We start from the raw sequence: 23,304 nt of genomic DNA on the forward strand, positions 1-23,304 counted from the left end.
CGCCGAATCCGGGCAGCCCTGGGCAATGCCTTGAAAAACCTTACCCTAAATAACTGAAACTCGCGGAAAAACCCTGTCGGCAACAGCCTGTCGTGTTGATCGCTGCGCTAAAGCGGTTCACACCCTCTCAAGAGGGGTGGGACCGGTGGTGCCAATTTAGTGCGTGCAACCCTGGCTTGAACCGCTTTGGTGCTTTTTGCCTTTACTGCAGGCCTGCCAACCTCCATGGAAAATTTGCAAAGTGCAGTGGACACGCTCGTCCACAGTTCCAACACCCTGTTTATCCTGATCGGTGCGGTCATGGTCCTGGCCATGCACGCCGGCTTCGCGTTCCTGGAAGTCGGCACTGTGCGCCAGAAGAACCAGGTCAACGCGTTGTCGAAGATCCTCAGCGACTTCGCCATCTCGACCCTGGCCTATTTCTTTATAGGCTATTGGATCTCCTATGGGGTGAGCTTCCTGCAACCGGCGGCCGTGATCAGCGCCGACCACGGTTACGGCCTGGTGAAGTTTTTCTTCCTGCTGACCTTCGCGGCGGCGATCCCGGCGATCATTTCCGGAGGCATTGCCGAGCGCGCACGGTTTGCACCGCAGCTCTGCGCGACGGCGCTGATCGTGGCGTTTATTTACCCGTTTTTCGAAGGCATGGTGTGGAACGGCAATTTCGGCCTGCAGGCCTGGCTGCTGGCAACGTTTGGCGCCAGTTTCCATGACTTCGCCGGCTCCGTGGTGGTCCACGCCATGGGCGGCTGGCTGGCGCTGGCAGCAGTGTTGTTGCTCGGCCCACGCAATGGGCGCTACCGCGAGGGGCGCCTGGTGGCGTTTGCGCCGTCGAGCATTCCGTTCCTGGCGCTGGGCTCGTGGATCCTGATCGTCGGCTGGTTCGGCTTCAACGTGATGAGTGCGCAGACCTTGAACGGCGTCAGTGGCCTGGTGGCGGTCAATTCGCTGATGGCCATGGTCGGCGGCACGGTCGCGGCCCTGATCATCGGTCGCAACGACCCAGGCTTCCTGCATAACGGCCCGTTGGCCGGGCTGGTCGCGATCTGCGCCGGTTCCGACCTGATGCACCCGGTAGGCGCGCTGGTCACCGGGGCTGTCGCCGGTGGTGTGTTTGTGTGGTTTTTCATCGCCGCCCAGGATCGCTGGAAGATCGACGATGTACTCGGTGTGTGGCCGCTGCATGGCCTGTGCGGCGTATGGGGTGGCATCGCCTGCGGCATTTTCGGCCAGACCGCCCTGGGTGGGCTGGGTGGCGTGAGCCTGATCAGCCAGTTGATCGGCACGGCCCTTGGCGTGCTGGTGGCGCTGGTCGGCGGCCTGTTGGTGTACGGCGTGATCAAGCGCGTGCACGGGCTGCGCCTGAGCCAGGAAGAGGAGTATTACGGCGCGGACCTGTCGATCCACAAGATCGGCGCGGTCAGTCAGGATTGATCGGCGCCTCTTCCGGGGCGTTCGGGTGCGAGTAGAAGCCGTGCAGCAGGCGGTAGCGGTTCTGCCGCACTTCATCGACCCGCGCTTGCACCTGTTGGTCCGGCAGGCCCAGCAGGATCAAGGCATGGGAGGCGAGCATCAGGCTCGATTCCAATAGCTCGGGCACCACTTCACTGGCGCCCGCGGCTTTCAGCTCGGCGAGGTGGCTGTCGTCACGGGTGCGCACCAGGATCGGTACCTCGCTGTTGATCCGGCGCGCCTCTTTCAGCACCGCCAACGCGACATCGCTGTTGTCCACCGCGATCACCACCAACCGCGCACGCTCCAGGCCGACCGCACTGAGCAGGGCGCCACGCCGACAATCGCCATAATGCACGCTGCTGTCTTCGGTGGCGGCTTCCTGCACTCGTTCCGGGTCGTCATCCAGGGCGATAAACGCCTGCCGTTCCTTGCGCAGAAAGCGCCCGATGGACTGGCCGACGCGTCCATAGCCGCAGATCACCGCGTGCCCATGTAATTCGGCGTTCAGCGCGGTGATTTCCTCCAACTGCACTTGCTGGTTGGGTTTACGGTGCAGGCGCAGAGCGATGCCCGGTGCGGCGCGCAATAGCAGTGGCGTCAGCAGCATCGAGCAGAAGGTGGCAGCGAGCAGCAAACCGTTGAATTCGTCCGGAATCAGCCGGCTCTGCTGCATCTGCGCCATCAATGCAAAGCAGAACTCGCCACCTTGGGCCAGGGCCAGGCCACTGCGCCAGGCGGTTTCACGGTCGCTGCCGCGCAGCTTGACCAGCGCCGCAACCACGCAGCCTTTGACCAGCATCAGCGCAAGGGTAAGGCCGAGGATCAGCAGGCTATGGCTGACGAACAGTTGCAGGTCGATGAGCATGCCGATGCTGACGAAAAACAGCCCCAGCAAGATGTCGCGAAACGGGCGGATATCCGCTTCGATCTGATGGCGGTAGTGGCTTTCCCCCAACAGCATGCCGGCCAGGAAAGCCCCGAGGGCAGGGGAGAGCCCCAATAGATGGGTGAGCCAGGCGGTGAGCAGCACGATCACCAGCGCCAGCAGCACGAACAGCTCCGCCGAATGGGAGGCGGCGACTTCATGAAACAGGCGCGGCAGTAACCAACGACTGGCGAGCAGCAGGCCGACGAACAGCACTACCGTCTTGCCCAGGGTCAGCGGCAGTGCCCAGTACCAGGCTTGTTCGCCAGTGCCGGCGAACACCGGCACCAGGGTCAGCAGCAACACTGCCACCACATCCTGGAACAGCAACACGCCAATGGCATTCTGGCCATGGCTGCTGAAGATCTCACCGAGGCTGGTCAGCTCCTTGCTGACAATCGCCGTAGAGGACAACGCCAGCCCGGCCCCCAGCAACAAGGCGATGCCCGGCGCCACCCCAAAGCCCATCAACAGGGCTCCCAGCAGCGCCCCGCAAGCCAGCACCTGCATGCTGCCCAGGCCAAACACCACGCGGCGCAGGGCGAGCATCTTCGTCAGGGAAAACTCCAGTCCCAGGGAGAACAGCAGGAACACCACACCCAACTCGGCAAGGTCGGGCAGCTCTTCGCTGTCATTCACCCAGTCCAGCGCGGTGGGCCCCACGGCCAGGCCCACGCACAGGTAGCCCAGTACCGGGGGCAATTGCAGCCGGCGAAACAGTGCAATCACCACCAGGGATGAGGCCAGAATGATCAGCAGGTTGGCAAACACACGCATCTCCGTTGCAAGGGGGCAGGCAAAAAGCCGCGAGAATCGCTGAATCAGTTATAGGCCATGGTGACCTGGATCAGGTCTTTTACGGGCAATCGGACTTCATGCAGGAGCGAGCTGGCTCGCGAAGGACGTCAATGGCATCGCGATTAACCAGAAAGCCCGCGTTATCGTTAACGCCCTTCGCGAGCAAGCTCGCTCCTTGGAGGCTGTGTTTGGCTTAGAATGATGGCCTGTTTTCTGAACGGGTCTACTCGCCATGCTTCCTGAATGCCAGTTATTCGGCACCCTGGGCTGCCATCTTTGTGAGATTGCCGAAGCCGAGATCATGCCGTTGGTCGAACATGGGCTGTTGGTGGAACTGGTGGATATCACCGATCCCGAGGACCTGACCGAAGCCTACGGCCTGCGGATTCCGGTGCTTCGCCGGGTGGACACCGGGGCCGAGCTGGATTGGCCTTTCGATGTGGATCAGGTGGTCGCCTTCCTGCGCTGACGTTTATGCGATGGCGGGTTTCCAAATATTAAGTTACTGTATGTTTGTACAGCGATTGAATAGAGGGAACGCCCGTGGTGAATGTCGAACAACTGAAAAGCAGCGTCAATCGCATGTCCGCCGACGTCGTGCGCGACGCGGTGAACGAGCTGCGCCTCGATGGCCTGGTCACGGAAGGCAAGACGCCGTTCAACAAAGTGCATTTCAACACCTGCTTCGCCGAGATCGAGGCACTGTTCCAGCGCGCCGGTTACCACAAGCAGCTGGATGTGGTGGGTTACCAGGGCTTGTTGTACGCGTTGTACGATCCGGGCCGTTGGGAAGCGGTGGACGTGCTGCGCTGGCTCAAGGAGTTCACCGAAGCCGCGAGTGCCTCGCCGATCCTGCGGGCGGAGTTGGCCAAGGCCTGAGATCCGCCCTAGGCTCAATCCCGCTCCATGCGGGATAATGCCCGCCTGTTTTTTCCAGGCTTCGAGCAATTCCATGTCCACATCCGGTTTTTCCGCGTCCCAGCACCAAGCCAGCACCTTGTACCTGCCGCCCGGCCCCTGGGCGACGGTACTCGATTGCCTGTGCGACCACTTCCCGGCGATCGGCCGTGAACACTGGCTGGACCGCATCGCCCGGGGCCGGGTGCTGGACATCAACGGCAGCCCGATCAGCCTGGACCTGGCCTACAAGGAAGGCTTGTGCATCTACTATTTTCGCGAAGTGCCAAACGAGAAGGTCATTGCGGTGCAGGAGACCATTCTGTACGCCGACGAGCACTTGGTGGTCGCCGACAAACCGCACTTCCTGCCTGTGACCCCGGCCGGTGAATATGTCGAGCAGACCCTGCTGCGCCGCCTGATTCGTCGCCTGGACAATCCCTCGCTGGTGCCTTTGCACCGCATTGATCGGCACACCGCTGGGCTGGTGCTGTTCTCGGCCAACCCGGCCAGCCGTTCGGCTTATCAGCAACTGTTTCCCACGCGCCAGATCGATAAATTCTACGAAGCCATCGCGCCAGCCCTGCCCGGCCTGACGTTCCCCCTGGTGCATAAAAGCCGCCTGGTGGATGGCGAACCGTTCTTTCGCATGCAGGAAGGCGTGGGTGCGGCCAACACTGAAACGGCTGTGGAAGTGCGGGAAAAGCACGGCGATCTGTGGCGTTACGGCCTGTTCCCCGTCACCGGCAAGAAGCACCAGTTGCGCGTGCACATGACCGCACTCGGCGCGAGTATCTGCAATGACCCGTTCTACCCCGACGTCATCAAGGATGCCGTGGACGACTACGCCAACCCGCTGAAACTGCTGGCCCAGGGCGTACGCTTTATCGACCCGGTCACAGGTGAAGAGCGCAGTTTCCGCAGCCAGATCATCCTCGACTGGTAACCCCCAGAAACGACAAGGCCCGCGCGAGGCGGGCCTTGTTGGCAAACGCTAAGACTTACAGGTCTTTAACGGTGCGAACCTGATCTTTGTTGATGCGGGTGCGCTTGCCGTCAAGTTGTTCGAATTCGTAGAAACCCGAATCGGCGTCGAATTTCGGGGTGTCGACAGCCTGGATTTCGCGACCGTCATTCAGGGTGATCACTGTTGGCGAGGCGCAACCGGCGAGGGTAGCGAGGCCCAGTGCAAGCATGAGAGCGGCGATGGTCCGTTGAGTCATGAGTGTGTCTCCGAGAGAATACTTTTTAGTGGCTGACCTTGTGACGCATGCGGCGCCGACAAAGTTCCTTGTGCGAGGTTCATTCTGACACGCCCGAAGGCGTCTGTAACAGCTCCGGCGTATTAAGGTTGGCCAGGCGCGGGTCATTCGCCGGGCACTCCAGGCCCACGCCGCCCAGTTGCAGGAATATCTTGCGCGGGCTGCGTTCACCGGCATGCCAGGCGCTTTCCACCGCGTCACTCAAGGCGGTCGGGACAATGCAGATCAGCGGTTCCCAGAATTCTCCATGGCGCACCATCACCGGCAGCAGGGGGTTGCGCTGTAGGGTCTCACGCAGGTCGGCGAGCAGTCGCGCGTCGATCTGCGGCACATCGCACGGCAGTATCAGCAAGTGCGCGTGGCGCGCGGCGGCGAGTCCCGCACGGATACCCGCGAGCGGGCCGGGAAAGTCCGGGCTGTCGTCGCTCACCAACTGGTCGGCATAGGTGGCGTAGCGTTCGGTATTGCGGTTGCACGAGATGATCAGGTCATCCGTCAGCGGCCGCACCAGGCGTTGCAAATGGGCGATCAAGGGCTGGCCGCGCCATTCCAGCAAGCCTTTGTCCTGGCCGCCCATGCGCTGGCCACGGCCACCGGACAGCAGCAGAACCGAACAGGGCAGGGGCGACGAATCGATAGGCATGATGGTTCCGCAGCGGCAGTAAAAGGGGGCCCTGTGATATAACATCGGGCTGTTCCTTCGACAACCGGACCGTGCCATGAAAGCCAAGGCAGATGCGCCCTTCGTACCCCTGAACATCGCTGTACTGACCGTCAGCGACACCCGTACCCTCGAAACCGATACCTCCGGGCAGGTCTTCGTCGACCGCTTGACCGCCGCCGGTCACAACCTGGCCGAGCGTGTGCTGCTCAAGGACGACCTCTACAAGATCCGCGCCCAGGTTGCCCACTGGATCGCCGAAGACGTGGTGCAAGTGGTGCTGATCACCGGTGGCACCGGCTTCACCGGCCGCGACAGCACGCCCGAGGCGGTGAGCTGCCTGCTGGACAAGCAGGTCGACGGCTTTGGCGAACTGTTCCGCCAGATCTCCGTGGCCGATATCGGCACCTCCACCGTGCAATCCCGCGCCTTGGCCGGCCTGGCCAATGGCACCCTGGTGTGCTGCCTGCCGGGTTCCACCAATGCCGTGCGTACCGGTTGGGACGGCATCCTCGCCGAGCAATTGGACAACCGTCACCGCCCGTGCAATTTCGTGCCGCACCTGAAACAGGCCGAGCCTTGTGAATCCCGTGGGTAAGCCCGGCAAGACCGGTGCGCTGATGCCGGTAGAACAGGCACTGCAACAGCTGCTGGCGATGGCCGAAGCCGCGCCGATCCGCGAGCAGGAAACCCTGCCCCTGGCGCATTGCGACGGGCGTGTATTGGCACAAGACCTGATCTCCACCCTCGACCTGCCGCCTTGGCCCAACAGTGCCATGGACGGTTACGCCCTGCGCCTGGGCGACTGGACCGGTGAGCCCCTGGTGGTCAGCCAGCGCATCTTCGCCGGCCAGGCGCCACAGCCCCTGGCCGCCGGCACCTGCGCGCGCATCTTCACTGGCGCGCCGGTACCCGAAGGCGCCGACTGTGTCGAGATGCAGGAAAACGCCGTGGTCCACGCCGATGAACGCGTGAGCTTCACCGAGCCCTTGCACACCGACCAGAACATCCGCCCCCAGGGCCAGGAAACCACCGTGGGCGAGTTGGTCCTCACCGCCGGTACGCGCCTGGGCCCGATTGAACTGGGCCTGGTCGCGTCCCTCGGCCGTGACCGCCTCGCCGTGGTCCGCCGCCCACAGGTGGCTGTGTTGTCCACCGGCGACGAGTTGATCGAACCCGGTTTGCCGCTGGGGCCGGGGCAGATCTACAACAGCAATCGACGGGTGCTGTGCTCATGGCTCGCCCGCATGGGCTGCGAAGTGATCGATGCCGGCATTCTCCCGGATGACCTGGAAAAAACTCGTACACAGTTGGCGAGCCTGGGCAGCGTCGACCTGATTCTGTCGACCGGCGGTGTGTCGGTGGGCGAGGCGGACTTCCTCGGCATCGCCCTGCGTGAAGAGGGGGAACTGGCGTTGTGGAAACTGGCGATCAAGCCGGGCAAGCCGCTGACCTTCGGGCACTTCCGTGGTGTGCCGGTGATCGGCCTGCCGGGCAACCCAGCCTCGACGCTGGTGACCTTCGCGCTGCTGGCGCGGCCTTATCTGCTGCGCCGCCAAGGCGTGCAAGACGTCGAACCGCTGCGCTTTGAAGTGCCGGTGGGGTTTACCTGGCCCAAACCGGGCAACCGCCGCGAATACCTGCGCGGGCGCATCGAGCAAGGCAAGGCGATCATCTACCGCAACCAAAGCTCCGGCGTGCTGCGCAGTGCCGCGTGGGCGGAAGGCTTTGTGGAGGTGTTGGAAGGCACGACCTTGGAGATCGGCGATACCGTCAATTTCATCCCGCTCAGTGAAGTCCTGAACTAACCCCTGTAGGAGTCGGCTTGCCGGCGATGCCGGTCTACCCGTCCGATGAAGGTTGACTGGAGTACCGCTATCGCCGGCAAGGGGCGTTGGGTCAGTAGTCGTCGCCGCGTTCGGTCACATCCCGCTCCACCGGCCCCGCATCCGGGTCATACCCCACCGGGAACTTGCCCTTCAATGTCCACGCAAACGCGATGATCTCGGCAACCGTGCGGTACAACTCCTCCGGAATGCTGTCCCCCAGTTCCATACGTGCCAGCAGCTTCACCAACTCGGCGTTTTCATAGATGGGCACTTCATTTTCCCGCGCCAGCTTCAGAATGGCTTCGGCCAGGGCATCGTCGCCCTTGGCCGTCAGGGTCGGTGCCTGCTGGCCGTCGTACTTGAGGGCAATGGCCTGGCGCGGTGGCGTAGGGTTCTTCATGCGGTCTCATCCACCCAGCGTTGCTCCAGTCCGGTCTTTGGCCCGCGCGGCGGGGTGCCGAGGTGGCAATCGAGGTCGCCGACGTTGATGCCTGAAGTCACCAGGCGTTCGCGCAGGTTGCCCAAATGGCTTTCGATCAAGCTGGCGGTGAACGGTCGGGTGGCCCACAGCTGGCTGGACAGTTTGCCCTGACTCAATTGCGCCTGGACCTGCAACGGCCCCAGCGGCTCCATGTCGAAGGCCAGTTCGACGCGCCAGAGCATCTGCTTGGCGTCCTTCTTGTCCTTGCGTTCGGGTTGGTCCTTGTCCGGCGTCGGCTCTTCGCGCTGGAACTTGACTTGCAGCGGCACGATGTCCTGCAGCGTGCGCATCGGGATTTCCAGCTGCCACGTGGTCTGCAGGCGGCCGTCGGCGGTGGTGCCGGTCTGTTCCAGGCTCGACAACTGATGACTTTGCAGCCGAGAGATCGCGCCGGCGGCCAGGCGCAGCAGGTTTTCCAGGTCGCCTTCGCCTTCCAGTTTCGCCATCAATCGTTCGGGCAATGGGAAGCCGGCGGGTATCTGCCGGGCACTGACTTGGCCGAGGGTGTTGAGTGGGCTGCGTACGAAGTTGGGCAGCATCTGGGCCAGGGTATTGGCGGCGAGGATGGCATTCATATTGGTGCTGGCGGGCAGGGCGGGCAGCAAGTCCGCGACCAGGCGCAGCAGCGCGCCTTTCATGTCCAGCGGTGGGATCTGCGGATTTTGCCCGGCCAGCAGTTTGGCCTCCAGAAAGGCGCCGCTGTTCTGGATGACTTGCGCCAGCACCTTGGGGTTGCTGACCTGGGCCAGGTCCGGCAAGGCCGCCAGCAGACGGTCGGCGGCGGCGCGCAGGTCGGCGGAGGTGCTGTCGCCACGGGGCAGGTTCTGCAGCGCGGTGAACACCGCGTCCAGTGAGCCTTGGCGGCTTTGCTGGGTTGACAGTTGCTGGGTGACGGCCAGTTGATCCTTGAGCCCGCTCAGCGGCACAAAGCTCAAGGTCTGCTCGTTCTGCACCACGGCGCTGAGCAAGCTGCCGACGCGCAGGGGTTGCGGGCTTTCCACGGTCAGGGTCGCGCCCGCCAGGGCGTTGTTGAGCACGGTGACCAGCGAGCGGTAGATCGCCGGTTGCGCCGTGCCCTGGGGCAGCATCTGGGTGGTCAGCACCTTGGCCTGCAACAACGTGCCCACCGGCATCTGGTGGGTGTCGATGCGGGTGAGGGCGGCGACATTGGCGCTCAGGGCCTGCTGCAGACTGAGGGTGAGGTTGCCCGTGGGCGTCTGGCTCACGGCCACATTGCTGCCCAGCGGCAGCGGCTGGGGGCTGCTCGCCTGTACCAGGGTCTGGCGACCGCCTTCAAGGGTCAGTTTGAGCAACAACTGGAAGGCTTCACCGCCTTGTTTCAGGGCGATGACTTCGGCATTCGCGGTTTTCCCGGGGTCGATCAGGCCGATCTGTGGCTCCAGCAGTTTCAACAACTCGCCGGTCGCAGGCGCAGGACCGGGCCCGGCGGCAGGGGCGGGTGGAAGCGTAGGAAGGTTGATCTCACCGGTCATCGCGTGCGTCGTCTCTGGGGAAATTGCCCTCTTTAGAGTAGGGCATCGCATGTATAATGCCGCCCGTCTGCAAAGAGAGCGGTAAAAACCTCACAACTATTTGATCCAGCTCTCTAAAATCGGTCGCCAAAGCCGTTATTGTGCATTTCTCTTTAACGGCCGCTGCACCGCCGACTTGAACCGTAAAGGCCCGCGATCTTTTGACCAGCCCTCTTCTTGAAGCCGTAGCGCTCTCCTGTGAACGCGACCTGCGCCTGTTGTTCGAGCACCTCGAATTGCGGCTGACGGGCGGCGACATGGTGCAGGTCAGCGGCCCCAACGGCAGCGGCAAGACCAGTTTGCTGCGCCTGCTGGCCGGGTTGATGCAGCCGACGGCCGGCGAAGTCCGCCTCAACGGCAAGCCCCTCAACGAACAGCGTACTGAACTGGCGCGTAACCTGGTCTGGATCGGCCACGCCGCCGGCATCAAGGATGTGCTCACCGCCGAAGAAAACCTCAGTTGGCTCAGCGCCCTGCATCATCGCGCTTCCCGCGACGCCATCTGGCAGGCCCTGGCCGCGGTCGGCCTCAAGGGCTTCGAAGACGTTCCCTGCCACACCCTGTCCGCCGGCCAACAGCGCCGCGTGGCCCTGGCGCGCCTGTACCTGCCGGGCCCGCCGCTGTGGATTCTCGATGAACCGTTCACCGCCCTCGACAAACAGGGCGTTGCCCAGTTGGAAGAACACCTGGCCCAACATTGCGAGCGGGGCGGCCTGGTCGTACTCACGACTCACCACACCCTGGCGCGCATGCCTGCCGGTTACCGTGACCTCGACCTGGGCCGGTGGTCGCTATGAGCGTCTTCGCCCTGTTGGTCGCCCGCGAGGCGCGGTTGCTGTGCCGCCGTCCGGCCGAGTTGGCCAACCCGCTGGTGTTCTTCGCGATTGTCATCGCGTTGTTCCCGTTGGCGGTCGGCCCCGAGACTAAACTGTTGCAAACCTTGTCCCCTGGACTGGTGTGGGTCGCCGCGCTTTTATCGGTCCTGCTCTCGCTGGACGGGCTGTTTCGCAGTGATTTCGAGGACGGTTCCCTCGAACAGTGGGTCCTTTCGTCGCACCCCCTGCCACTTCTGGTACTGGCAAAGGTACTGGCACACTGGGCTTTTTCCGGCTTGGCGCTAGTCTTGCTCTCGCCGCTGCTGGCGATGATGCTCGGCTTGCCCGTCGAATGCCTGCCGGTGTTGCTCCTGTCCTTGTTGCTCGGTACGCCGGTGCTCAGCCTGTTGGGGGCGGTGGGCGCAGCGTTGACCGTCGGTTTGAAGCGGGGTGGCCTGTTACTGGCCCTGTTGATTCTGCCTTTGTACATCCCGGTGTTGATCCTGGGCAGCGGCGCTTTGCAAGCCGCGCTCATGGGCATGCCGGCGACCGGTTACCTCTTGTGGCTTGGTAGCCTGGCCGCCCTGGCGGTAACCCTGACACCCTTTGCTATAGCGGCTGGCCTGAAGATCAGCGTCGGCGAATAATGAGGTCTGGTTAAGCGTTATAACCTTAATCAGTAAAGACCCTGAGCTTCTTGCAATGACAAGAAGCCACCGTGATGGAAACAGCAATGAACTGGACCTGGTTTCACAAGCTCGGCTCGCCCAAATGGTTCTATGGCATCAGCGGCAAGCTGCTGCCGTGGTTGAGCGTTGCCGCCGTGTTGCTGATCGGCATCGGCCTGGTCTGGGGCCTGGCCTTCGCGCCGCCGGACTACCAGCAAGGCAACAGCTTTCGCATCATCTATATCCACGTTCCCGCCGCGATGCTGGCCCAGTCCTGCTACGTGATGCTGGCGGTGTGCGGCATCGTCGGCCTGGTGTGGAAGATGAAGCTGGCGGATGTGGCCCTGCAATGCGCCGCGCCCATCGGTGCGTGGATGACCGCCGTGGCGCTGGTCACCGGCGCGATCTGGGGTAAACCGACCTGGGGCTCGTGGTGGGTGTGGGATGCACGACTGACGTCCATGTTGATCCTGCTGTTCCTGTACTTCGGCCTGATTGCCCTGGGCAACGCCATCAGCAATCGTGACAGCGCCGCCAAGGCCTGCGCGGTGCTGGCGATTGTCGGCGTCATCAACATCCCGATCATCAAATACTCGGTGGAGTGGTGGAACACCCTGCACCAGGGCGCCACCTTCACCCTCACCGAAAAACCGGCGATGCCCGTGGAAATGTGGGCGCCGCTGCTGCTGATGGTGCTGGGGTTCTACTGCTTCTTCGGCGCCGTGCTGCTGATGCGCATGCGCCTTGAAGTGCTCAAGCGTGAAGCCCGCACCAGTTGGGTCAAGGCCGAAGTGCAAACCAGCCTGGGAGCGCGTGGATGAGTTTTGCTTCTTTCAGCGAGTTTCTCGCCATGGGCCATCACGGCCTGTATGTCTGGACGGCCTATGGCATCTGCCTGGCCGTGCTGGCCGTCAACGTCGCCGCGCCGATCCTGGCCCGCAAGCGTTACCTGCAACAAGAGGCGCGTCGTCTGCGCCGGGAGACCGATAAGTGAATCCGCTGCGTAGAAAGCGTCTGTTGATCATCCTTGCCATCCTGGCCGGCGTCGGCATTGCCGTGACCCTGGCCTTGAGCGCCCTGCAGCAGAACATCAACCTGTTCTACACCCCGACCCAGATCGCCAATGGCGAAGCGCCTGTCGATACGCGGATTCGCGCCGGTGGCATGGTGGAGAAAGGCTCGCTGAAACGTTCTTCCGACTCCCTCGACGTGACCTTCGTGGTCACCGACTTCAACAAGGCCGTGACCATCACCTACCGCGGCATCCTTCCGGACCTGTTCCGCGAAGGCCAGGGCATCGTCGCCCTGGGCAAACTCAATGCCGACGGTGTAGTAGTGGCCGACGAAGTGCTGGCCAAGCACGATGAGAAATACATGCCGCCGGAAGTCACCAAGGCCCTGAAAGACAGCGGCCAATCCGCGCCAACGCCTGCCAAGGAGGGCTAAGTGATGACGTCCGCACTGTTTATTCCGGAACTGGGCCAGTTGGCGATGATCCTCGCGCTGTGCTTTGCCATCGTCCAGGCCGTGGTGCCGTTGCTCGGCGCGTGGCGCGGCGACCGCCTGTGGATGAGCCTGGCGCAGCCGGCTGCCTGGGGCCAGTTTGCGTTTCTGCTGTTCGCGTTCGGTTGCCTGACCTACGCCTTCATGACCGACGACTTTTCCGTCGCCTACGTGGCCAATAACTCCAACAGCGCGCTGCCTTGGTACTACAAGTTCAGTGCCGTGTGGGGCGCCCACGAAGGTTCGCTGCTGCTGTGGGCCTTGATCCTCGGCGGCTGGACCTTCGCCGTGTCGGTGTTCTCGCGCCAACTGCCACAGGTGATGCTGGCTCGGGTGCTGGCGGTGATGGGCATGATCAGCATCGGCTTCCTGCTGTTTCTGATCATGACCTCCAACCCGTTCAGCCGCATCCTGCCGCAGATCCCGGTGGACGGGCACGACCTCAACCCGCTGTTGCAAGACATCGGCCTGATCGTGCATCCGCCGATGCTCTACATGGGTTACGTGGGTTTCTCGGTGGCCTTCGCCTTCGCCATCGCCGCCTTGCTCGGCGGGCGCCTCGATGCCGCCTGGGCGCGCTGGTCGCGGCCATGGACCATCGTCGCCTGGGCCTTCCTCGGCATTGGCATCACGTTGGGTTCGTGGTGGGCCTATTACGAACTCGGCTGGGGCGGCTGGTGGTTCTGGGACCCGGTGGAAAACGCCTCCTTCATGCCCTGGCTGGTCGGCACTGCGCTGATCCACTCCCTGGCCGTCACCGAAAAACGCGGCGTGTTCAAAAGCTGGACCGTGTTGCTGGCCATCGCGGCGTTTTCCCTCAGCCTGCTCGGCACCTTCCTCGTGCGTTCGGGCGTGCTGACGTCGGTGCATGCGTTCGCGTCCGACCCCGAGCGCGGCGTGTTCATCCTGATCTTCCTGCTGTTTGTGGTCGGCGGTTCCCTGACGTTGTTTGCGTTGCGCGCGCCGGTGGTCAAGAGCCAGGTCGGCTTCAACCTGTGGTCGCGGGAAACCCTGCTGCTGGGCAATAACCTGGTGCTGGTGGTGGCCGCGTCGATGATCCTGCTCGGCACCCTGTACCCGCTGGTGCTGGACGCCTTGAGCGGTGCCAAGCTGTCCGTGGGCCCGCCGTACTTCAACGCGTTGTTTATCCCGTTGATGGGCCTGTTGATGGTGGTGATGGCGGTCGGCGTGCTGGTGCGCTGGAAAGACACGCCGGTCAAATGGCTGGCCGGCATGCTGATGCCGGTGCTGCTGGGCAGCGTGGCGTTGGCGGTGATCGCCGGGTTTGCCTACGGCGACTTCAACTGGGCGGTGCTCGCCACCTTCCTGCTCGCCGCCTGGGTATTGTTGGCTGGCGTGCGCGACCTCTTCGACAAGACCCGTCACAAAGGCTTGATCAAAGGCTTGCCGACCCTGACCCGCAGTTACTGGGGCATGCAGATCGCCCACATTGGCATCGCCGTGTGTGCCCTCGGCGTGGTGCTCTCCAGCCAGAACAGCGCCGAGCGCGACCTGCGCCTGGCACCGGGCGAGTCCATGGACCTGGCCGGTTACCACTTCATCTTCGAAGGCGCCAAGCACTTCGAAGGGCCGAACTTCACGTCAGACAAAGGCACGGTGCGTGTCGTGCGCAATGGCAAGGAAATCGCCGTGCTGCACCCGGAAAAACGCCTGTACACCGTGCAGAGCTCGATGATGACCGAGGCCGGCATCGACGCCGGTTTCACCCGCGACCTGTATGTGGCGCTGGGTGAACCCTTGGGCGAGGGCGCCTGGGCGGTGCGGGTGCACGTGAAACCGTTTGTGCGCTGGATCTGGTTCGGCGGCTTGCTCACCGGTTTCGGTGGTTTGCTCGCGGCGCTGGACCGGCGTTATCGGGTCAAGGTCAAGAGCCGGGTGCGTGAGGCCCTCGGTCTGCAAGGAGCGGCGGCATGAAGCGTTGGTTGATGGTGGTACCGCTGGCACTGTTTCTGGTGGTGGCGGTGTTCCTGTATCGAGGTCTTTATCTGGACCCGGCCGAGTTGCCCTCGGCGATGATCGGCAAACCGTTCCCGGCGTTTTCGCTGCCGACCGTGCAGGGCGACAAGACCCTGACCCAGGCCGACCTGCTGGGTAAACCGGCCCTGGTCAACGTGTGGGGCACCTGGTGCATCTCCTGCCGCGTCGAACACCCGGTGCTGAACAAGCTGGCCGAGAAGGGCGTGGTGATCTACGGCATCAACTACAAGGACGACAATGCCGCGGCCTTGAAGTGGCTGGTGGAATTCCACAACCCGTACCAGCTGGATATCCGCGATGAAGACGGCAACCTCGGCCTGAACCTCGGCGTGTATGGCGCCCCGGAAACCTTCTTCATCGATGCCAAGGGTGTGATCCGCGACAAGTATGTCGGCGTGATCGACGAGGTGGTCTGGCGCGAGCAACTGGCTGCCAAGTACCAGGCCCTGGTCGATGAGGCCAAGCCATGAAGCGTCTGTTAGCCGCTGCTGTTTTAGCGTTGGGCCTGGCAAGCGTGGCCCACGCCGCCATCGACACCTACGAATTCGCCAAGGACGGTGACCGCGAACGTTTCCGCGAGCTGACCAAGGAACTGCGCTGCCCCAAGTGCCAGAACCAGGACATCGCCGACTCCAACGCGCCCATCGCCGCCGACCTGCGCAAAGAGATTTTCCGCATGCTGGGGGAGGGCAAGGACAACCAGCAGATCATCGACTTCATGGTCGACCGCTATGGTGATTTCGTGCGCTACAAACCGGCCCTCACCGGCAAGACCGCGCTGCTGTGGTTCGGCCCCGCCGGGCTGTTGCTGGCGGGCGTAGTGGTGCTGGCCGTGATCGTGCGCCGTCGCCGTGCCGCGCCGACCGATGGTTCCGACGCGCTGTCCCTGGATGAGCGTAAACGCCTCGACCAATTGCTGGACACCAAGACTGATGATTGATTTCTGGCTCGCAGCCGGCTTGCTGCTTCTGATTGCCCTGAGTTTCCTGTTGATCCCTGTCCTGCGCGGCCGCCGCGCCCAGCGTGAAGAGGACCGCACCGCACTGAACGTGGCGCTCTATCAAGAACGTGTCGCCGAGCTGCAAGTGCAGCAGGACGAAGGCGTGCTCAACGCCGCACAACTCGACACCGGCCGCGCCGAAGCCGCCCGCGAATTGCTGGCCGACACCGAAGGCGTGGAAAAACCCCGCGAGTCGCGCCTGGGCAAGCCACTGCCATTTCTGGCGGCATTCCTGGTGCCTGTCCTCGGCGTTGCGCTGTACCTGCACTATGGGGCGAGCGACAAGGTCGAACTGACCCGCGAATTCTCCCAGCCACCGGTCTCCATGGAAGACATGACCCACCGCCTGGAACGTGCCGCCGCTGCCCAGCCGGACTCGGCGGAGGGCCTGTATTTCCTTGGTCGCGCCTACATGGCCCAGGATCGCTCCGCCGAGGCCGCCAAGGTGTTCGAACGCACCGTGGCCCTGGCCGGGCGCCAGCCGGAACTGCTCGGCCAGTGGGCCCAGGCGCAGTACTTTGCCGACAACAAACAGTGGTCGCCCCAGGTCCAGGCGCTGACGGACGAGGCATTGAAGCTCGATCCGAAGGAAGTCACCAGCCTTGGCCTGCTCGGTATCGCCGCCTTTGAAGGCCAGCGTTATCAGGAGGCGATCGACTACTGGAGCCGACTGCTGGCGCAACTGCCAGCGGAAGACAACTCCCGTGCGGCGCTGCAAGGTGGCATTGATCGAGCTGCCGAGAAGCTCAAAGAGAGTGGCGGCACCGTTGCTCCTCAAAAAGCCGCGATGAACGTTCGCGTGGATCTGAGCGCCGACGTGAAGGCCAAAGCCCTGCCTACTGACAGCGTATTCATCTTTGCCCGTGCCGTGAGCGGCCCGCCGGCACCGTTGGCGGCCAAACGCGTGACCGTCGCCGAACTGCCGATCACCGTCGAACTGGGCGATGCCGACGCGATGATGCCGCAGTTGAAACTGTCGAACTTCCCCGAAGTCCAACTGGTTGCGCGCATATCCCGGGCAGGTGTTCCGACAGCTGGCGAGTGGATCGGCCGCAGCCAACCCTTGGCCAGCACCACCACTGCCTTGCAGCAGCTGACCATCGACAGTCCGGACAAATAATTTCGAGGAAACGCCTATGACCGCATTTGCACGCATCACCTTGCTCAGCCTGGTATTGGGGCTGAGCGCTTGTGCGGTCCACCGCCCACCTCCGGCACCCACCGGCCCGACCATCCCACCCTCGGGCCCGTCGACCCAGCCGGGCACCAAACCGTCCGGCCCGGTAACCCCGGCGCCGAAACCCGTGCCCACCAAATCCGCGACCTTTGCCCCACCACCGGGCGCCGTGAGCCACTGGGACGGCAAGATGCAGGTGTATGTGCTGGACGAGCAGCCCGACACCTTCTATCGCCAGCGTACGTATTACCGCTGGAGCAACGGCTGGAGCCGCTCCATCAGCCCGAACGGCCCATGGGAAGAGACCGACGTGCAGGGCGTACCGCCGGGGTTGAGCAAACAGTACGCGCAATGACAAAAGGCGACCTTCGGGTCGCCTTTTTCATGCCTGTGAATCGCGTTCTCCAATCCAATGAAGATCAACTGTGGGAGCGCTGCTCAGTGTGAGTCAGTTAGCCATATCCCACTGATCTCCCGGCATGATTCGTTTCATAAACTCATCGAAAAGAGGGACTGTAAATGCCGTGTCCCCATGATTCGGGCTCCAGATCATGCCTTTCGCAATCAGGCTATTGCGGATGGGCCCCAGTGCCTGGACCCGGCGACCCAGTCGATCAGCAATATCACCGGATCGGTGCGGCCCGGGTCCGAGTTCCGCCATGGCTCGTAGGTACTTCTTCTCCGTTGGAGTGAGACGATCAAAGCGTACCCGAAAGAAGCTCTCATCGAGCGCTGCTACGGCTTCGCCGGAGGCAAGTTCTACGTCGGTGATCGTGATAGGGCTTTCCCCCGCGACATCCCATGCGTGATTGCCCCACTCTTGGAGGAAATAAGGATAACCTCGTGTTCTGCGGACGATGATTTCAACGGCTTCGGGATCGTACGCAACGCCTTCGTCTTCAGCGGGTTTGACGATGGCGAGTGTTGCCTCTGCCTCAGATAGAGGCCCAATTTCCGGATAGTCGAACAGCCTTTCTGCATATGATTTCGCGTTGCCTGCTCGACCCCGTAACTGAGGAAGACCGGCCCCCACCACGGTGACAGGCAGGCGTGACTGGGCGCAGCGGTGCAATGCAGAGATGAGTGCAGAGAATTGCGACTCTTCGACGTATTGCATTTCGTCTATAAAAATCACCAGCGCGGAGCCAACTGATTTGGCTGCCAGGCCTGCTTGCTCAAGCAGAGCTGAAAGATCTGCCTCCAGATCGCCGTTATCCGCTAGGCCCGCCTCAGGTTCCAGGTCCAGTCCCACCTCAATATCCGCATAGATGACTTTCAGTGAGCCTGCAAAGCCTGCCAGCGCGCGCAAACCACGGCGGGCCAAATCCTTTGCCGCGTCCAGACGGCTCAGCCGGAGGAGGGCCAGACGCAACTGCGGGGCGAGTAAAGCCGGAAGAGATCGATTCTCAGGGGCTTCAATACGTATGGTATGTACACCTTCACCTTCTGCATCCAGACGCATCTGATCCAGCAATACGGTTTTTCCAACCCCTCGGAGCCCGACCATCAACACGCTTTTTGCCGGACGGCCTGTTCGCAAGCGGGCTATACCTATCCGCACACGTTCTCGTAGCTCACCTCTTCCGGCAAGCTCGGGCGGTGGTGTGCCAGCTCCGGGGGAGTAGGGATTCGTAATAGGGTTCATGGATATACCGAAGTTATCAATGTTATGCGATTTTCATAAACTAGCTAAACTCCCTACATATCTCAAGCTTTAGCCTACGTCGCGCATAGATATTGAGCGCTTCAAACAGATTGAAGCAGAGGCTGTCTCCGCTGCCATCAAAACCTTGCATCAAACCTTAACCAAACATTTTTCTGTCCAGAATGCGCCGGTCATGCTGATCGCGCCCAGGCTCTAAGTGGGAGCGATCAACGAAATGCATCAGTTCACGGGCATTCCCGCTCCAGCGCCGTATCCACCAACAACTGTGCAATCTCAATCATCTGCACCACCGCCAACACCTGCTTGCGGCCCGAGCCATCCAGATGCTCGGCACAGTCATAGGCGCACACAGTCGCCGATTCCAGCATCTCGCTGGCATTGTTCAAGGCAGCTTCGGTGCTTAGGCCGGGGCGGATGGTGAAGATGAGATTGGGTGGGGTTTGAGGCGTGTCATCCGAGGTGGATGGCGGGGTTTGGAGTAACTTTTTTAATGCAGTCAATCTCCATTCAGTTGGAGCTCACACCATCCGCGACCAAGCAGAAGGGTGGCGAGCTGTACGCAGGTTGGTCGACCAGGGAATGGAAACCCGGCAGGGCCTAAGCCCTCCCACGCACAGCTCCCCATGACGCGAGCATGATAATGCCGCTTGCGCGGCACTGTGCGCCATTCTAATCCAGGCGACCAAGCCTGATCGCTTATGAGCAGCGACTGCGAGAGGCTAGCGATGCGTTATAGCGACGGCAACCGACAGAGAAGGTCGGAAAAATCGCAAATTTTGTGGTGAGCAGGCTTGCCCCGCGCTGGGCTGCGAAGCGGCCCTGAAACCTGGCGACGTGTTGTGCCTGAATGAACACGGTGGCCTTATTGGGGCTGCTGCGCAGCCCAGCGCGGGGCAAGCCCGCTCACCACAGCAAGCCCGCTCACCACAGTAAGCCTGCTCACCACAGCAAGCCCGTCCACCCCTTAGCTGGAGTGTGCTTTCAGATCCACTTCCAACCTTTCACAAAACCTTCATCCAACCGACCCCCTCCAGTCATGTGCAAGTAATAGCGCTGACACCTCCCGCGCCTACTGTCGTTTGAACTCAACCGCAGCCATCCCCTGGCTGTTCAAACAAGACAGAGAAGCCCATGACTCACGCTATCCATGTCGATCACTTGAACAAGACCTTTGCGAAGAAGTCCGCATTGGTTGACCTCGAACTCACCATTGCCTCGGGTGAGATGGTCGCGCTGATTGGCGCTTCCGGTTCCGGCAAATCCACGTTGTTGCGTCACCTGGCGGGCCTGGCCTGTTGCGACAAGAGCAATGGCGGCAGCGTCAAGGTGTTGGGCCGGGAAGTGCAGGCCAGTGGGCGCTTGAATGGCAAGGTGCGGCGGTTGCGCGCGGACATCGGCTACATCTTCCAGCAGTTCAACCTGGTCAATCGCCTGAGCGTGCTCGACAACGTGCTGCTCGGTTGCCTGGGCCGCATGCCGCGCTGGCGCGGCAACCTGGGGTTGTTCAATGCCGAAGAGAAGGCGTTTGCCCTGGAGTCCCTGGCGCGCGTGGGCCTGGCCGATCTGGCCGCGCAACGTGCTTCGACCTTGTCCGGCGGCCAGCAGCAACGCGTGGCGATTGCCCGTGCATTGACCCAGCGCGCCGAGGTGATCCTCGCCGACGAACCCATCGCCTCCCTCGACCCGGAGTCGGCGCGCAAGGTCATGGAGATCCTCGCCGACATCAACCGCCGCGACGGCAAGACCGTGGTGGTGACCCTGCATCAAGTCGATTACGCCATGCGTTATTGCCCCCGCGCCGTGGCGCTCAAGGGCGGGCGGATTCATTTCGACGGGCAGGGCAGCGCGATGAGCAGCCAGTTCCTCAATGATTTGTACGGTGCCGACGTCGACACCAGCCTGATGTTTTCCGACCAGACCCGCCGCACCGAGGTTACCCCTCGGCTGGCCCTGGCGCGCGCTTGAAACCCTACTCACGACCCACAGGAATCCCGTCCATGTTCAACCGTATCGGCCAAGTGTTTCTGTCTGCCGTGTTGCTGGCCAGTGTCGCCATGGGCAATGCCCAGGCGGCCGACAAAGCCATCAATTTCGGCATCATGTCCACCGAGTCTTCGCAGAACCTCAAGAGCATCTGGCAGCCGTTCCTGGATGACATGCACAAGAAGACCGGCCTGACCATCAACGCCACTTTCGCCTCTGACTACGCCGGCCTGATCCAGGGCATGCGCTTCAACAAGGTCGATGTGGCCTGGCTCGGCAACAAGGCCGCAATGGAGGCGGTGGACCGCTCCAACGGCGAGATCTTCGCCCAGACCGCTGCCGCCAACGGCGCCGCCGGCTACTGGAGCGTGCTGATCGTGCGCAAGGACAGCCCGATCAACAACGTCGACGACATGCTCAAGAATGCCAAGAACCTGACTTTCGGCAACGGCGACCCGAACTCCACCTCGGGCTACCTGGTGCCGGGCTACTACGTGTTCGCCAAGAACAATGTGGATGCCGCCACCGCGTTCAAGCGCACGTTGAACTCCAGCCATGAAGTCAACGCGTTGAGCGTGGCCAAGGGGCAGTTGGACGTGGCCACCTTCAACACCGAGAGCTGGGAGCGTCTTGAGGTGACCCAGCCGGACAAGGCCGCGATGCTCAAGGTGATCTGGAAATCACCGCTGATCCCTGCCGACCCGATGGTGTGGAGCAAGGCGCTGAGCGACAGCGAGAAGACCAAGATCCGCGACTTCTTCGCCCACTACGGCGACACCGATGAAGAGAAGGCTGTGCTGAAGAACATGCAGCTGGGCAAGTTCCTCGCGTCGAGCGACGACCAACTGTTGCCGATCCGCCAGTTGGAGCTGTTCAAGCAGCGCACCACCATCAGCGCCGACGACAAGCTAGAAGCCGCTGACAAGGCCAAGAAACTCGCCGACATCGACGCCGACCTGGCCAAGCTGCAACAGCGCATCTCTGAACTCGACAAAAAAACTGCAGCAAACGGCTAACCGCCTGTGGGAGCTGGCTTGCCTGCGATTGCGGTGTATCGGCTCGCACATTTGTGACTGACAGACCGCCATCGCAGGCAAGCCAGCTCCCACATTTAGATCGAGGACAACCATGACCACTTTGCACGCTGAAGCCGTCGGCAAACGCACCTGGCCGCAATACCTCGGCTGGGGCCTGTTCCTGGTCCTGCTGGCCTGGGCCTGGCACGGCGCGGAAATGAACCCGCTGGCGCTGTACCGCGATTCCGGAAACATGGCGACCTTCGCCGCCGACTTCTTCCCGCCGGACTTTCACGAATGGCGCTCCTACCTCAAGGAGATGATCGTCACCGTGCAAATCGCCCTCTGGGGCACGGTGCTGGCCATTGTCTGCTCGGTGCCGCTGGGCATCCTCTGCGCCGACAACATCACCCCGTGGTGGGTGCACCAACCGCTGCGCCGCGTGATGGACACCTTCCGCTCCATCAACGAAATGGTGTTCGCCATGTTGTTCGTGGTCGCCGTCGGCCTCGGTCCTTTTGCCGGCGTGTTGGCGTTGTGGATCAGCACCACCGGCGTGCTTGCCAAGCTGTTCGCCGAAGCCGTCGAAGCCATCGACCCCGGCCCGGTGGAAGGCGTACGTGCTACCGGCGCCAGTGCCTTGCAGGAAGTGATCTATGGCGTGATCCCCCAAGTGATGCCGCTGTGGGTGAGCTACGCGCTGTACCGCTTCGAAGCCAACGTGCGTTCGGCCACGGTGGTGGGCATGGTCGGTGCCGGCGGGATCGGTGTGATCCTCTGGGAAAACATCCGCGCCTTCCAGTTCGTACAAACCTGCGCGGTGCTGCTGGTGATCATCGTGGTGGTGAGCTTGATCGACGTGCTGTCCCAACGCCTGCGCAAGCAGTTCATCTGACCTCGGAGGGGTGCCCGCGCGGCGCTTTTTTTAAGCATGCAGTTGTCTAGACAAGATGAGCCGGTGTACCGCGAGCTCGCGGATATCCTGCGCCGTGAACTCAGCAACTACCAGGCCGGCGACTTCCTGCCCGGTGAGGTGCACATGGCTGAGCGCTTCGGCGTCAACCGTCACACCCTGCGCCGCGCCATCGATGAGCTGGTGTTCGAAGGCAGCCTGTTGCGCCGCCAGGGCAAGGGCACCCAGGTGCTCGATCGTCCGCTGATTTACTCGATGGGCGCCGAGACCTCCTACAGCCAGTCGCTGTCGGCCCAGGGCGTGGGTGTGCAGGCGGTGTTGCTCAAGCGCCGCTACTGCTACGCCAGCCGCGATGAAGCCATGCACCTGGGCATCGCCGAAATGGCCCCGATGATCGAGCTGCAAACCCTGCGCAAGCTCGACCACCAGCCCGTCAGCCTGATCCGCCACCGCTACTGCGCCAGCCGTGCGCCGTTGCTGGCCGACTACAACGGCGGCTCCTTGCGCCAGTACCTGCGCGAACGCGACCTGCCGCTGACCCGCACCCAAAGCCTGATCGGTGCGCGTTTGCCCAACCGTGATGAAGCCGCGCTGCTGATGATGCCTCGGCACTTGCCGGCGCTCACCGTCTTTACCCTTTCCTGCGATCGTGACGGCCGCCCGGTGGAGCTCGCGCAGTCCACCAGCCGTTCGGATCGCTTCCAGTACCAAGTGGTGACTTGAAT

General features: G+C 62.4%; 27 protein-coding genes. 20 read left to right on the forward strand and 7 right to left on the reverse strand.

Features of this window, described 5'->3' with window-relative positions; genetic code table 11:
- The first annotated feature begins 225 nt into the window (after positions 1-225).
- The gene (locus BM70_RS0121355) at positions 226-1,434 is read left to right on the forward strand and encodes an ammonium transporter (protein WP_025857882.1); all 1,209 of its coding nucleotides are present in this window, start codon (positions 226-228) and stop codon (positions 1,432-1,434) included.
- On the opposite strand, the gene BM70_RS0121360 is transcribed toward BM70_RS0121355, so the two are convergent.
- Positions 1,421-3,157 carry a monovalent cation:proton antiporter-2 (CPA2) family protein gene (locus BM70_RS0121360; protein ID WP_081782107.1) on the reverse strand — a complete coding sequence of 579 codons (1,737 nt, stop codon included), beginning with the start codon at positions 3,155-3,157 and terminating at the stop codon, positions 1,421-1,423. The two genes, BM70_RS0121355 and BM70_RS0121360, sit on opposite strands and share 14 nt — an antisense overlap.
- 253 nt (positions 3,158-3,410) lie before the next feature.
- Between BM70_RS0121360 and BM70_RS0121365 the strand changes: the two genes are divergently transcribed.
- The 3 genes from BM70_RS0121365 to BM70_RS0121375 all read left to right on the forward strand — a co-directional run bounded on the left by BM70_RS0121365 (position 3,411) and on the right by BM70_RS0121375 (position 5,021).
- The gene (locus BM70_RS0121365) at positions 3,411-3,647 is read left to right on the forward strand and encodes a glutaredoxin family protein (RefSeq protein ID WP_025857884.1); all 237 of its coding nucleotides are present in this window, start codon (positions 3,411-3,413) and stop codon (positions 3,645-3,647) included.
- Positions 3,648-3,721: 74 nt separating this feature from the next.
- Positions 3,722-4,057 (forward strand): hypothetical protein, encoded by a 336-nt coding sequence (locus BM70_RS0121370; RefSeq protein WP_010565034.1) that lies wholly within the window; start codon positions 3,722-3,724, stop codon positions 4,055-4,057.
- A 73-nt stretch (positions 4,058-4,130) separates the two neighbouring features.
- Complete coding sequence (locus tag BM70_RS0121375; protein ID WP_025857885.1) at positions 4,131-5,021, forward strand: pseudouridine synthase; 891 nt, start codon at positions 4,131-4,133, stop codon at positions 5,019-5,021.
- 55 nt (positions 5,022-5,076) lie between these two features.
- Here the strand turns inward: BM70_RS0121375 and BM70_RS0121380 are convergent, their stop codons facing one another.
- Complete coding sequence (locus BM70_RS0121380) at positions 5,077-5,298, reverse strand: YgdI/YgdR family lipoprotein (protein WP_025857886.1); 222 nt, start codon at positions 5,296-5,298, stop codon at positions 5,077-5,079.
- A 79-nt stretch (positions 5,299-5,377) separates the two neighbouring features.
- The gene (gene mobA / locus BM70_RS0121385) at positions 5,378-5,980 is read right to left on the reverse strand and encodes a molybdenum cofactor guanylyltransferase MobA (RefSeq protein WP_025857888.1); all 603 of its coding nucleotides are present in this window, start codon (positions 5,978-5,980) and stop codon (positions 5,378-5,380) included.
- Between the two features lie 76 nt (positions 5,981-6,056).
- Here mobA and moaB point away from each other — a divergent pair, with 76 nt between their 5' ends.
- Together moaB and glp are read left to right on the forward strand one after the other, a co-directional pair.
- Positions 6,057-6,596, forward strand: a complete 540-nt coding sequence (gene moaB / locus BM70_RS0121390; protein WP_025857889.1) for a molybdenum cofactor biosynthesis protein B — start codon at positions 6,057-6,059, stop codon at positions 6,594-6,596.
- A complete protein-coding gene (gene glp, locus BM70_RS0121395) occupies positions 6,580-7,806 on the forward strand; it encodes a gephyrin-like molybdotransferase Glp (protein WP_025857890.1) in 1,227 nt (408 codons plus the stop codon). Before moaB ends, glp begins: the two co-directional genes overlap by 17 nt.
- Before the next feature lie 91 nt (positions 7,807-7,897).
- On the opposite strand, the gene BM70_RS0121400 is transcribed toward glp, so the two are convergent.
- Positions 7,898-8,227, reverse strand: coding sequence for an EscU/YscU/HrcU family type III secretion system export apparatus switch protein (locus BM70_RS0121400; protein ID WP_025857891.1), 330 nt, complete (start codon positions 8,225-8,227; stop codon positions 7,898-7,900).
- A complete protein-coding gene (locus BM70_RS0121405) occupies positions 8,224-9,801 on the reverse strand; it encodes a flagellar hook-length control protein FliK (RefSeq protein WP_025857892.1) in 1,578 nt (525 codons plus the stop codon). The genes BM70_RS0121400 and BM70_RS0121405 overlap by 4 nt, the downstream gene beginning before the upstream one ends.
- A gap of 200 nt (positions 9,802-10,001) precedes the next feature.
- On the opposite strand from BM70_RS0121405, the gene ccmA reads away from it, so the two are divergent.
- The 10 genes from ccmA to BM70_RS0121455 all read left to right on the forward strand — a co-directional run bounded on the left by ccmA (position 10,002) and on the right by BM70_RS0121455 (position 17,356).
- Positions 10,002-10,637: a cytochrome c biogenesis heme-transporting ATPase CcmA gene (ccmA, locus tag BM70_RS0121410; protein WP_025857893.1), complete on the forward strand. Its 636-nt coding sequence runs from the start codon at positions 10,002-10,004 to the stop codon at positions 10,635-10,637.
- A complete protein-coding gene (ccmB, locus tag BM70_RS0121415; RefSeq protein ID WP_025857894.1) occupies positions 10,634-11,302 on the forward strand; it encodes a heme exporter protein CcmB in 669 nt (222 codons plus the stop codon). Before ccmA ends, ccmB begins: the two co-directional genes overlap by 4 nt.
- An 86-nt stretch (positions 11,303-11,388) precedes the next feature.
- Positions 11,389-12,144: a heme ABC transporter permease gene (locus tag BM70_RS0121420; protein WP_025857895.1), complete on the forward strand. Its 756-nt coding sequence runs from the start codon at positions 11,389-11,391 to the stop codon at positions 12,142-12,144.
- Positions 12,141-12,317: a heme exporter protein CcmD gene (ccmD, locus tag BM70_RS0121425; RefSeq protein ID WP_025857896.1), complete on the forward strand. Its 177-nt coding sequence runs from the start codon at positions 12,141-12,143 to the stop codon at positions 12,315-12,317. The genes BM70_RS0121420 and ccmD overlap by 4 nt, the downstream gene beginning before the upstream one ends.
- On the forward strand, positions 12,314-12,769 hold the full coding sequence (gene ccmE / locus BM70_RS0121430) for a cytochrome c maturation protein CcmE (protein ID WP_025857897.1): 456 nt from the start codon (positions 12,314-12,316) through the stop codon (positions 12,767-12,769). Before ccmD ends, ccmE begins: the two co-directional genes overlap by 4 nt.
- A gap of 3 nt (positions 12,770-12,772) precedes the next feature.
- Positions 12,773-14,761 (forward strand): heme lyase CcmF/NrfE family subunit, encoded by a 1,989-nt coding sequence (locus BM70_RS0121435; RefSeq protein WP_025857898.1) that lies wholly within the window; start codon positions 12,773-12,775, stop codon positions 14,759-14,761.
- The gene (locus BM70_RS0121440; protein ID WP_025857899.1) at positions 14,758-15,294 is read left to right on the forward strand and encodes a DsbE family thiol:disulfide interchange protein; all 537 of its coding nucleotides are present in this window, start codon (positions 14,758-14,760) and stop codon (positions 15,292-15,294) included. The genes BM70_RS0121435 and BM70_RS0121440 overlap by 4 nt, the downstream gene beginning before the upstream one ends.
- Positions 15,291-15,764 (forward strand): cytochrome c-type biogenesis protein, encoded by a 474-nt coding sequence (locus BM70_RS0121445; protein ID WP_025857900.1) that lies wholly within the window; start codon positions 15,291-15,293, stop codon positions 15,762-15,764. Before BM70_RS0121440 ends, BM70_RS0121445 begins: the two co-directional genes overlap by 4 nt.
- A complete protein-coding gene (ccmI, locus tag BM70_RS0121450) occupies positions 15,757-16,944 on the forward strand; it encodes a c-type cytochrome biogenesis protein CcmI (protein WP_025857901.1) in 1,188 nt (395 codons plus the stop codon). Before BM70_RS0121445 ends, ccmI begins: the two co-directional genes overlap by 8 nt.
- Before the next feature lie 16 nt (positions 16,945-16,960).
- Entirely contained in the window at positions 16,961-17,356 is a 396-nt protein-coding gene (locus BM70_RS0121455) for a hypothetical protein (protein ID WP_025857902.1), read from the forward strand.
- A 93-nt stretch (positions 17,357-17,449) separates the two neighbouring features.
- Here the strand turns inward: BM70_RS0121455 and BM70_RS0121460 are convergent, their stop codons facing one another.
- Positions 17,450-18,646, reverse strand: a complete 1,197-nt coding sequence (locus BM70_RS0121460; RefSeq protein WP_025857903.1) for an ATP-binding protein — start codon at positions 18,644-18,646, stop codon at positions 17,450-17,452.
- Between the two features lie 245 nt (positions 18,647-18,891).
- Positions 18,892-19,053 carry a DUF6124 family protein gene (locus BM70_RS33150; RefSeq protein ID WP_155952180.1) on the reverse strand — a complete coding sequence of 54 codons (162 nt, stop codon included), beginning with the start codon at positions 19,051-19,053 and terminating at the stop codon, positions 18,892-18,894.
- Between the two features lie 745 nt (positions 19,054-19,798).
- Between BM70_RS33150 and phnC the strand changes: the two genes are divergently transcribed.
- From phnC to phnF, 4 genes are all read left to right on the forward strand, one after another.
- On the forward strand, positions 19,799-20,632 hold the full coding sequence (gene phnC / locus BM70_RS0121470) for a phosphonate ABC transporter ATP-binding protein (RefSeq protein ID WP_025857904.1): 834 nt from the start codon (positions 19,799-19,801) through the stop codon (positions 20,630-20,632).
- Between the two features lie 32 nt (positions 20,633-20,664).
- Positions 20,665-21,666, forward strand: a complete 1,002-nt coding sequence (phnD, locus tag BM70_RS0121475) for a phosphonate ABC transporter substrate-binding protein (RefSeq protein ID WP_025857905.1) — start codon at positions 20,665-20,667, stop codon at positions 21,664-21,666.
- 112 nt (positions 21,667-21,778) lie between these two features.
- The gene (gene phnE, locus BM70_RS0121480; protein WP_025857906.1) at positions 21,779-22,561 is read left to right on the forward strand and encodes a phosphonate ABC transporter, permease protein PhnE; all 783 of its coding nucleotides are present in this window, start codon (positions 21,779-21,781) and stop codon (positions 22,559-22,561) included.
- Between the two features lie 36 nt (positions 22,562-22,597).
- Positions 22,598-23,302, forward strand: coding sequence for a phosphonate metabolism transcriptional regulator PhnF (gene phnF, locus BM70_RS0121485; protein WP_177326575.1), 705 nt, complete (start codon positions 22,598-22,600; stop codon positions 23,300-23,302).
- Positions 23,303-23,304: the final 2 nt, after the last annotated feature.

This window comes from Pseudomonas sp. CHM02 (assembly GCF_000612585.1).
In the GTDB taxonomy this organism is placed as follows: Bacteria; Pseudomonadota; Gammaproteobacteria; order Pseudomonadales; family Pseudomonadaceae; genus Aquipseudomonas.

Bases quoted from the DNA above. Each gene is read 5' to 3' on its own strand.
- BM70_RS0121355 (WP_025857882.1), top strand. From the start codon at position 226: ATGGAAAATTTGCAAAGTGCAGTGGACACGCTCGTCCACAGTTCCAAC.
- BM70_RS0121360 (WP_081782107.1), bottom strand. From the start codon at position 3,157: ATGCGTGTGTTTGCCAACCTGCTGATCATTCTGGCCTCATCCCTGGTG.
- BM70_RS0121365 (WP_025857884.1), top strand. From the start codon at position 3,411: ATGCTTCCTGAATGCCAGTTATTCGGCACCCTGGGCTGCCATCTTTGT.
- BM70_RS0121375 (WP_025857885.1), top strand. From the start codon at position 4,131: ATGTCCACATCCGGTTTTTCCGCGTCCCAGCACCAAGCCAGCACCTTG.
- BM70_RS0121380 (WP_025857886.1), bottom strand. From the start codon at position 5,298: ATGACTCAACGGACCATCGCCGCTCTCATGCTTGCACTGGGCCTCGCT.
- mobA (WP_025857888.1), bottom strand. From the start codon at position 5,980: ATGCCTATCGATTCGTCGCCCCTGCCCTGTTCGGTTCTGCTGCTGTCC.
- moaB (WP_025857889.1), top strand. From the start codon at position 6,057: ATGAAAGCCAAGGCAGATGCGCCCTTCGTACCCCTGAACATCGCTGTA.
- BM70_RS0121400 (WP_025857891.1), bottom strand. From the start codon at position 8,227: ATGAAGAACCCTACGCCACCGCGCCAGGCCATTGCCCTCAAGTACGAC.
- BM70_RS0121405 (WP_025857892.1), bottom strand. From the start codon at position 9,801: ATGACCGGTGAGATCAACCTTCCTACGCTTCCACCCGCCCCTGCCGCC.
- ccmB (WP_025857894.1), top strand. From the start codon at position 10,634: ATGAGCGTCTTCGCCCTGTTGGTCGCCCGCGAGGCGCGGTTGCTGTGC.
- BM70_RS0121420 (WP_025857895.1), top strand. From the start codon at position 11,389: ATGAACTGGACCTGGTTTCACAAGCTCGGCTCGCCCAAATGGTTCTAT.
- ccmD (WP_025857896.1), top strand. From the start codon at position 12,141: ATGAGTTTTGCTTCTTTCAGCGAGTTTCTCGCCATGGGCCATCACGGC.
- BM70_RS0121435 (WP_025857898.1), top strand. From the start codon at position 12,773: ATGACGTCCGCACTGTTTATTCCGGAACTGGGCCAGTTGGCGATGATC.
- BM70_RS0121440 (WP_025857899.1), top strand. From the start codon at position 14,758: ATGAAGCGTTGGTTGATGGTGGTACCGCTGGCACTGTTTCTGGTGGTG.
- BM70_RS0121445 (WP_025857900.1), top strand. From the start codon at position 15,291: ATGAAGCGTCTGTTAGCCGCTGCTGTTTTAGCGTTGGGCCTGGCAAGC.
- ccmI (WP_025857901.1), top strand. From the start codon at position 15,757: ATGATTGATTTCTGGCTCGCAGCCGGCTTGCTGCTTCTGATTGCCCTG.
- BM70_RS0121455 (WP_025857902.1), top strand. From the start codon at position 16,961: ATGACCGCATTTGCACGCATCACCTTGCTCAGCCTGGTATTGGGGCTG.
- BM70_RS0121460 (WP_025857903.1), bottom strand. From the start codon at position 18,646: ATGAACCCTATTACGAATCCCTACTCCCCCGGAGCTGGCACACCACCG.
- phnC (WP_025857904.1), top strand. From the start codon at position 19,799: ATGACTCACGCTATCCATGTCGATCACTTGAACAAGACCTTTGCGAAG.
- phnD (WP_025857905.1), top strand. From the start codon at position 20,665: ATGTTCAACCGTATCGGCCAAGTGTTTCTGTCTGCCGTGTTGCTGGCC.
- phnE (WP_025857906.1), top strand. From the start codon at position 21,779: ATGACCACTTTGCACGCTGAAGCCGTCGGCAAACGCACCTGGCCGCAA.
- phnF (WP_177326575.1), top strand. From the start codon at position 22,598: ATGCAGTTGTCTAGACAAGATGAGCCGGTGTACCGCGAGCTCGCGGAT.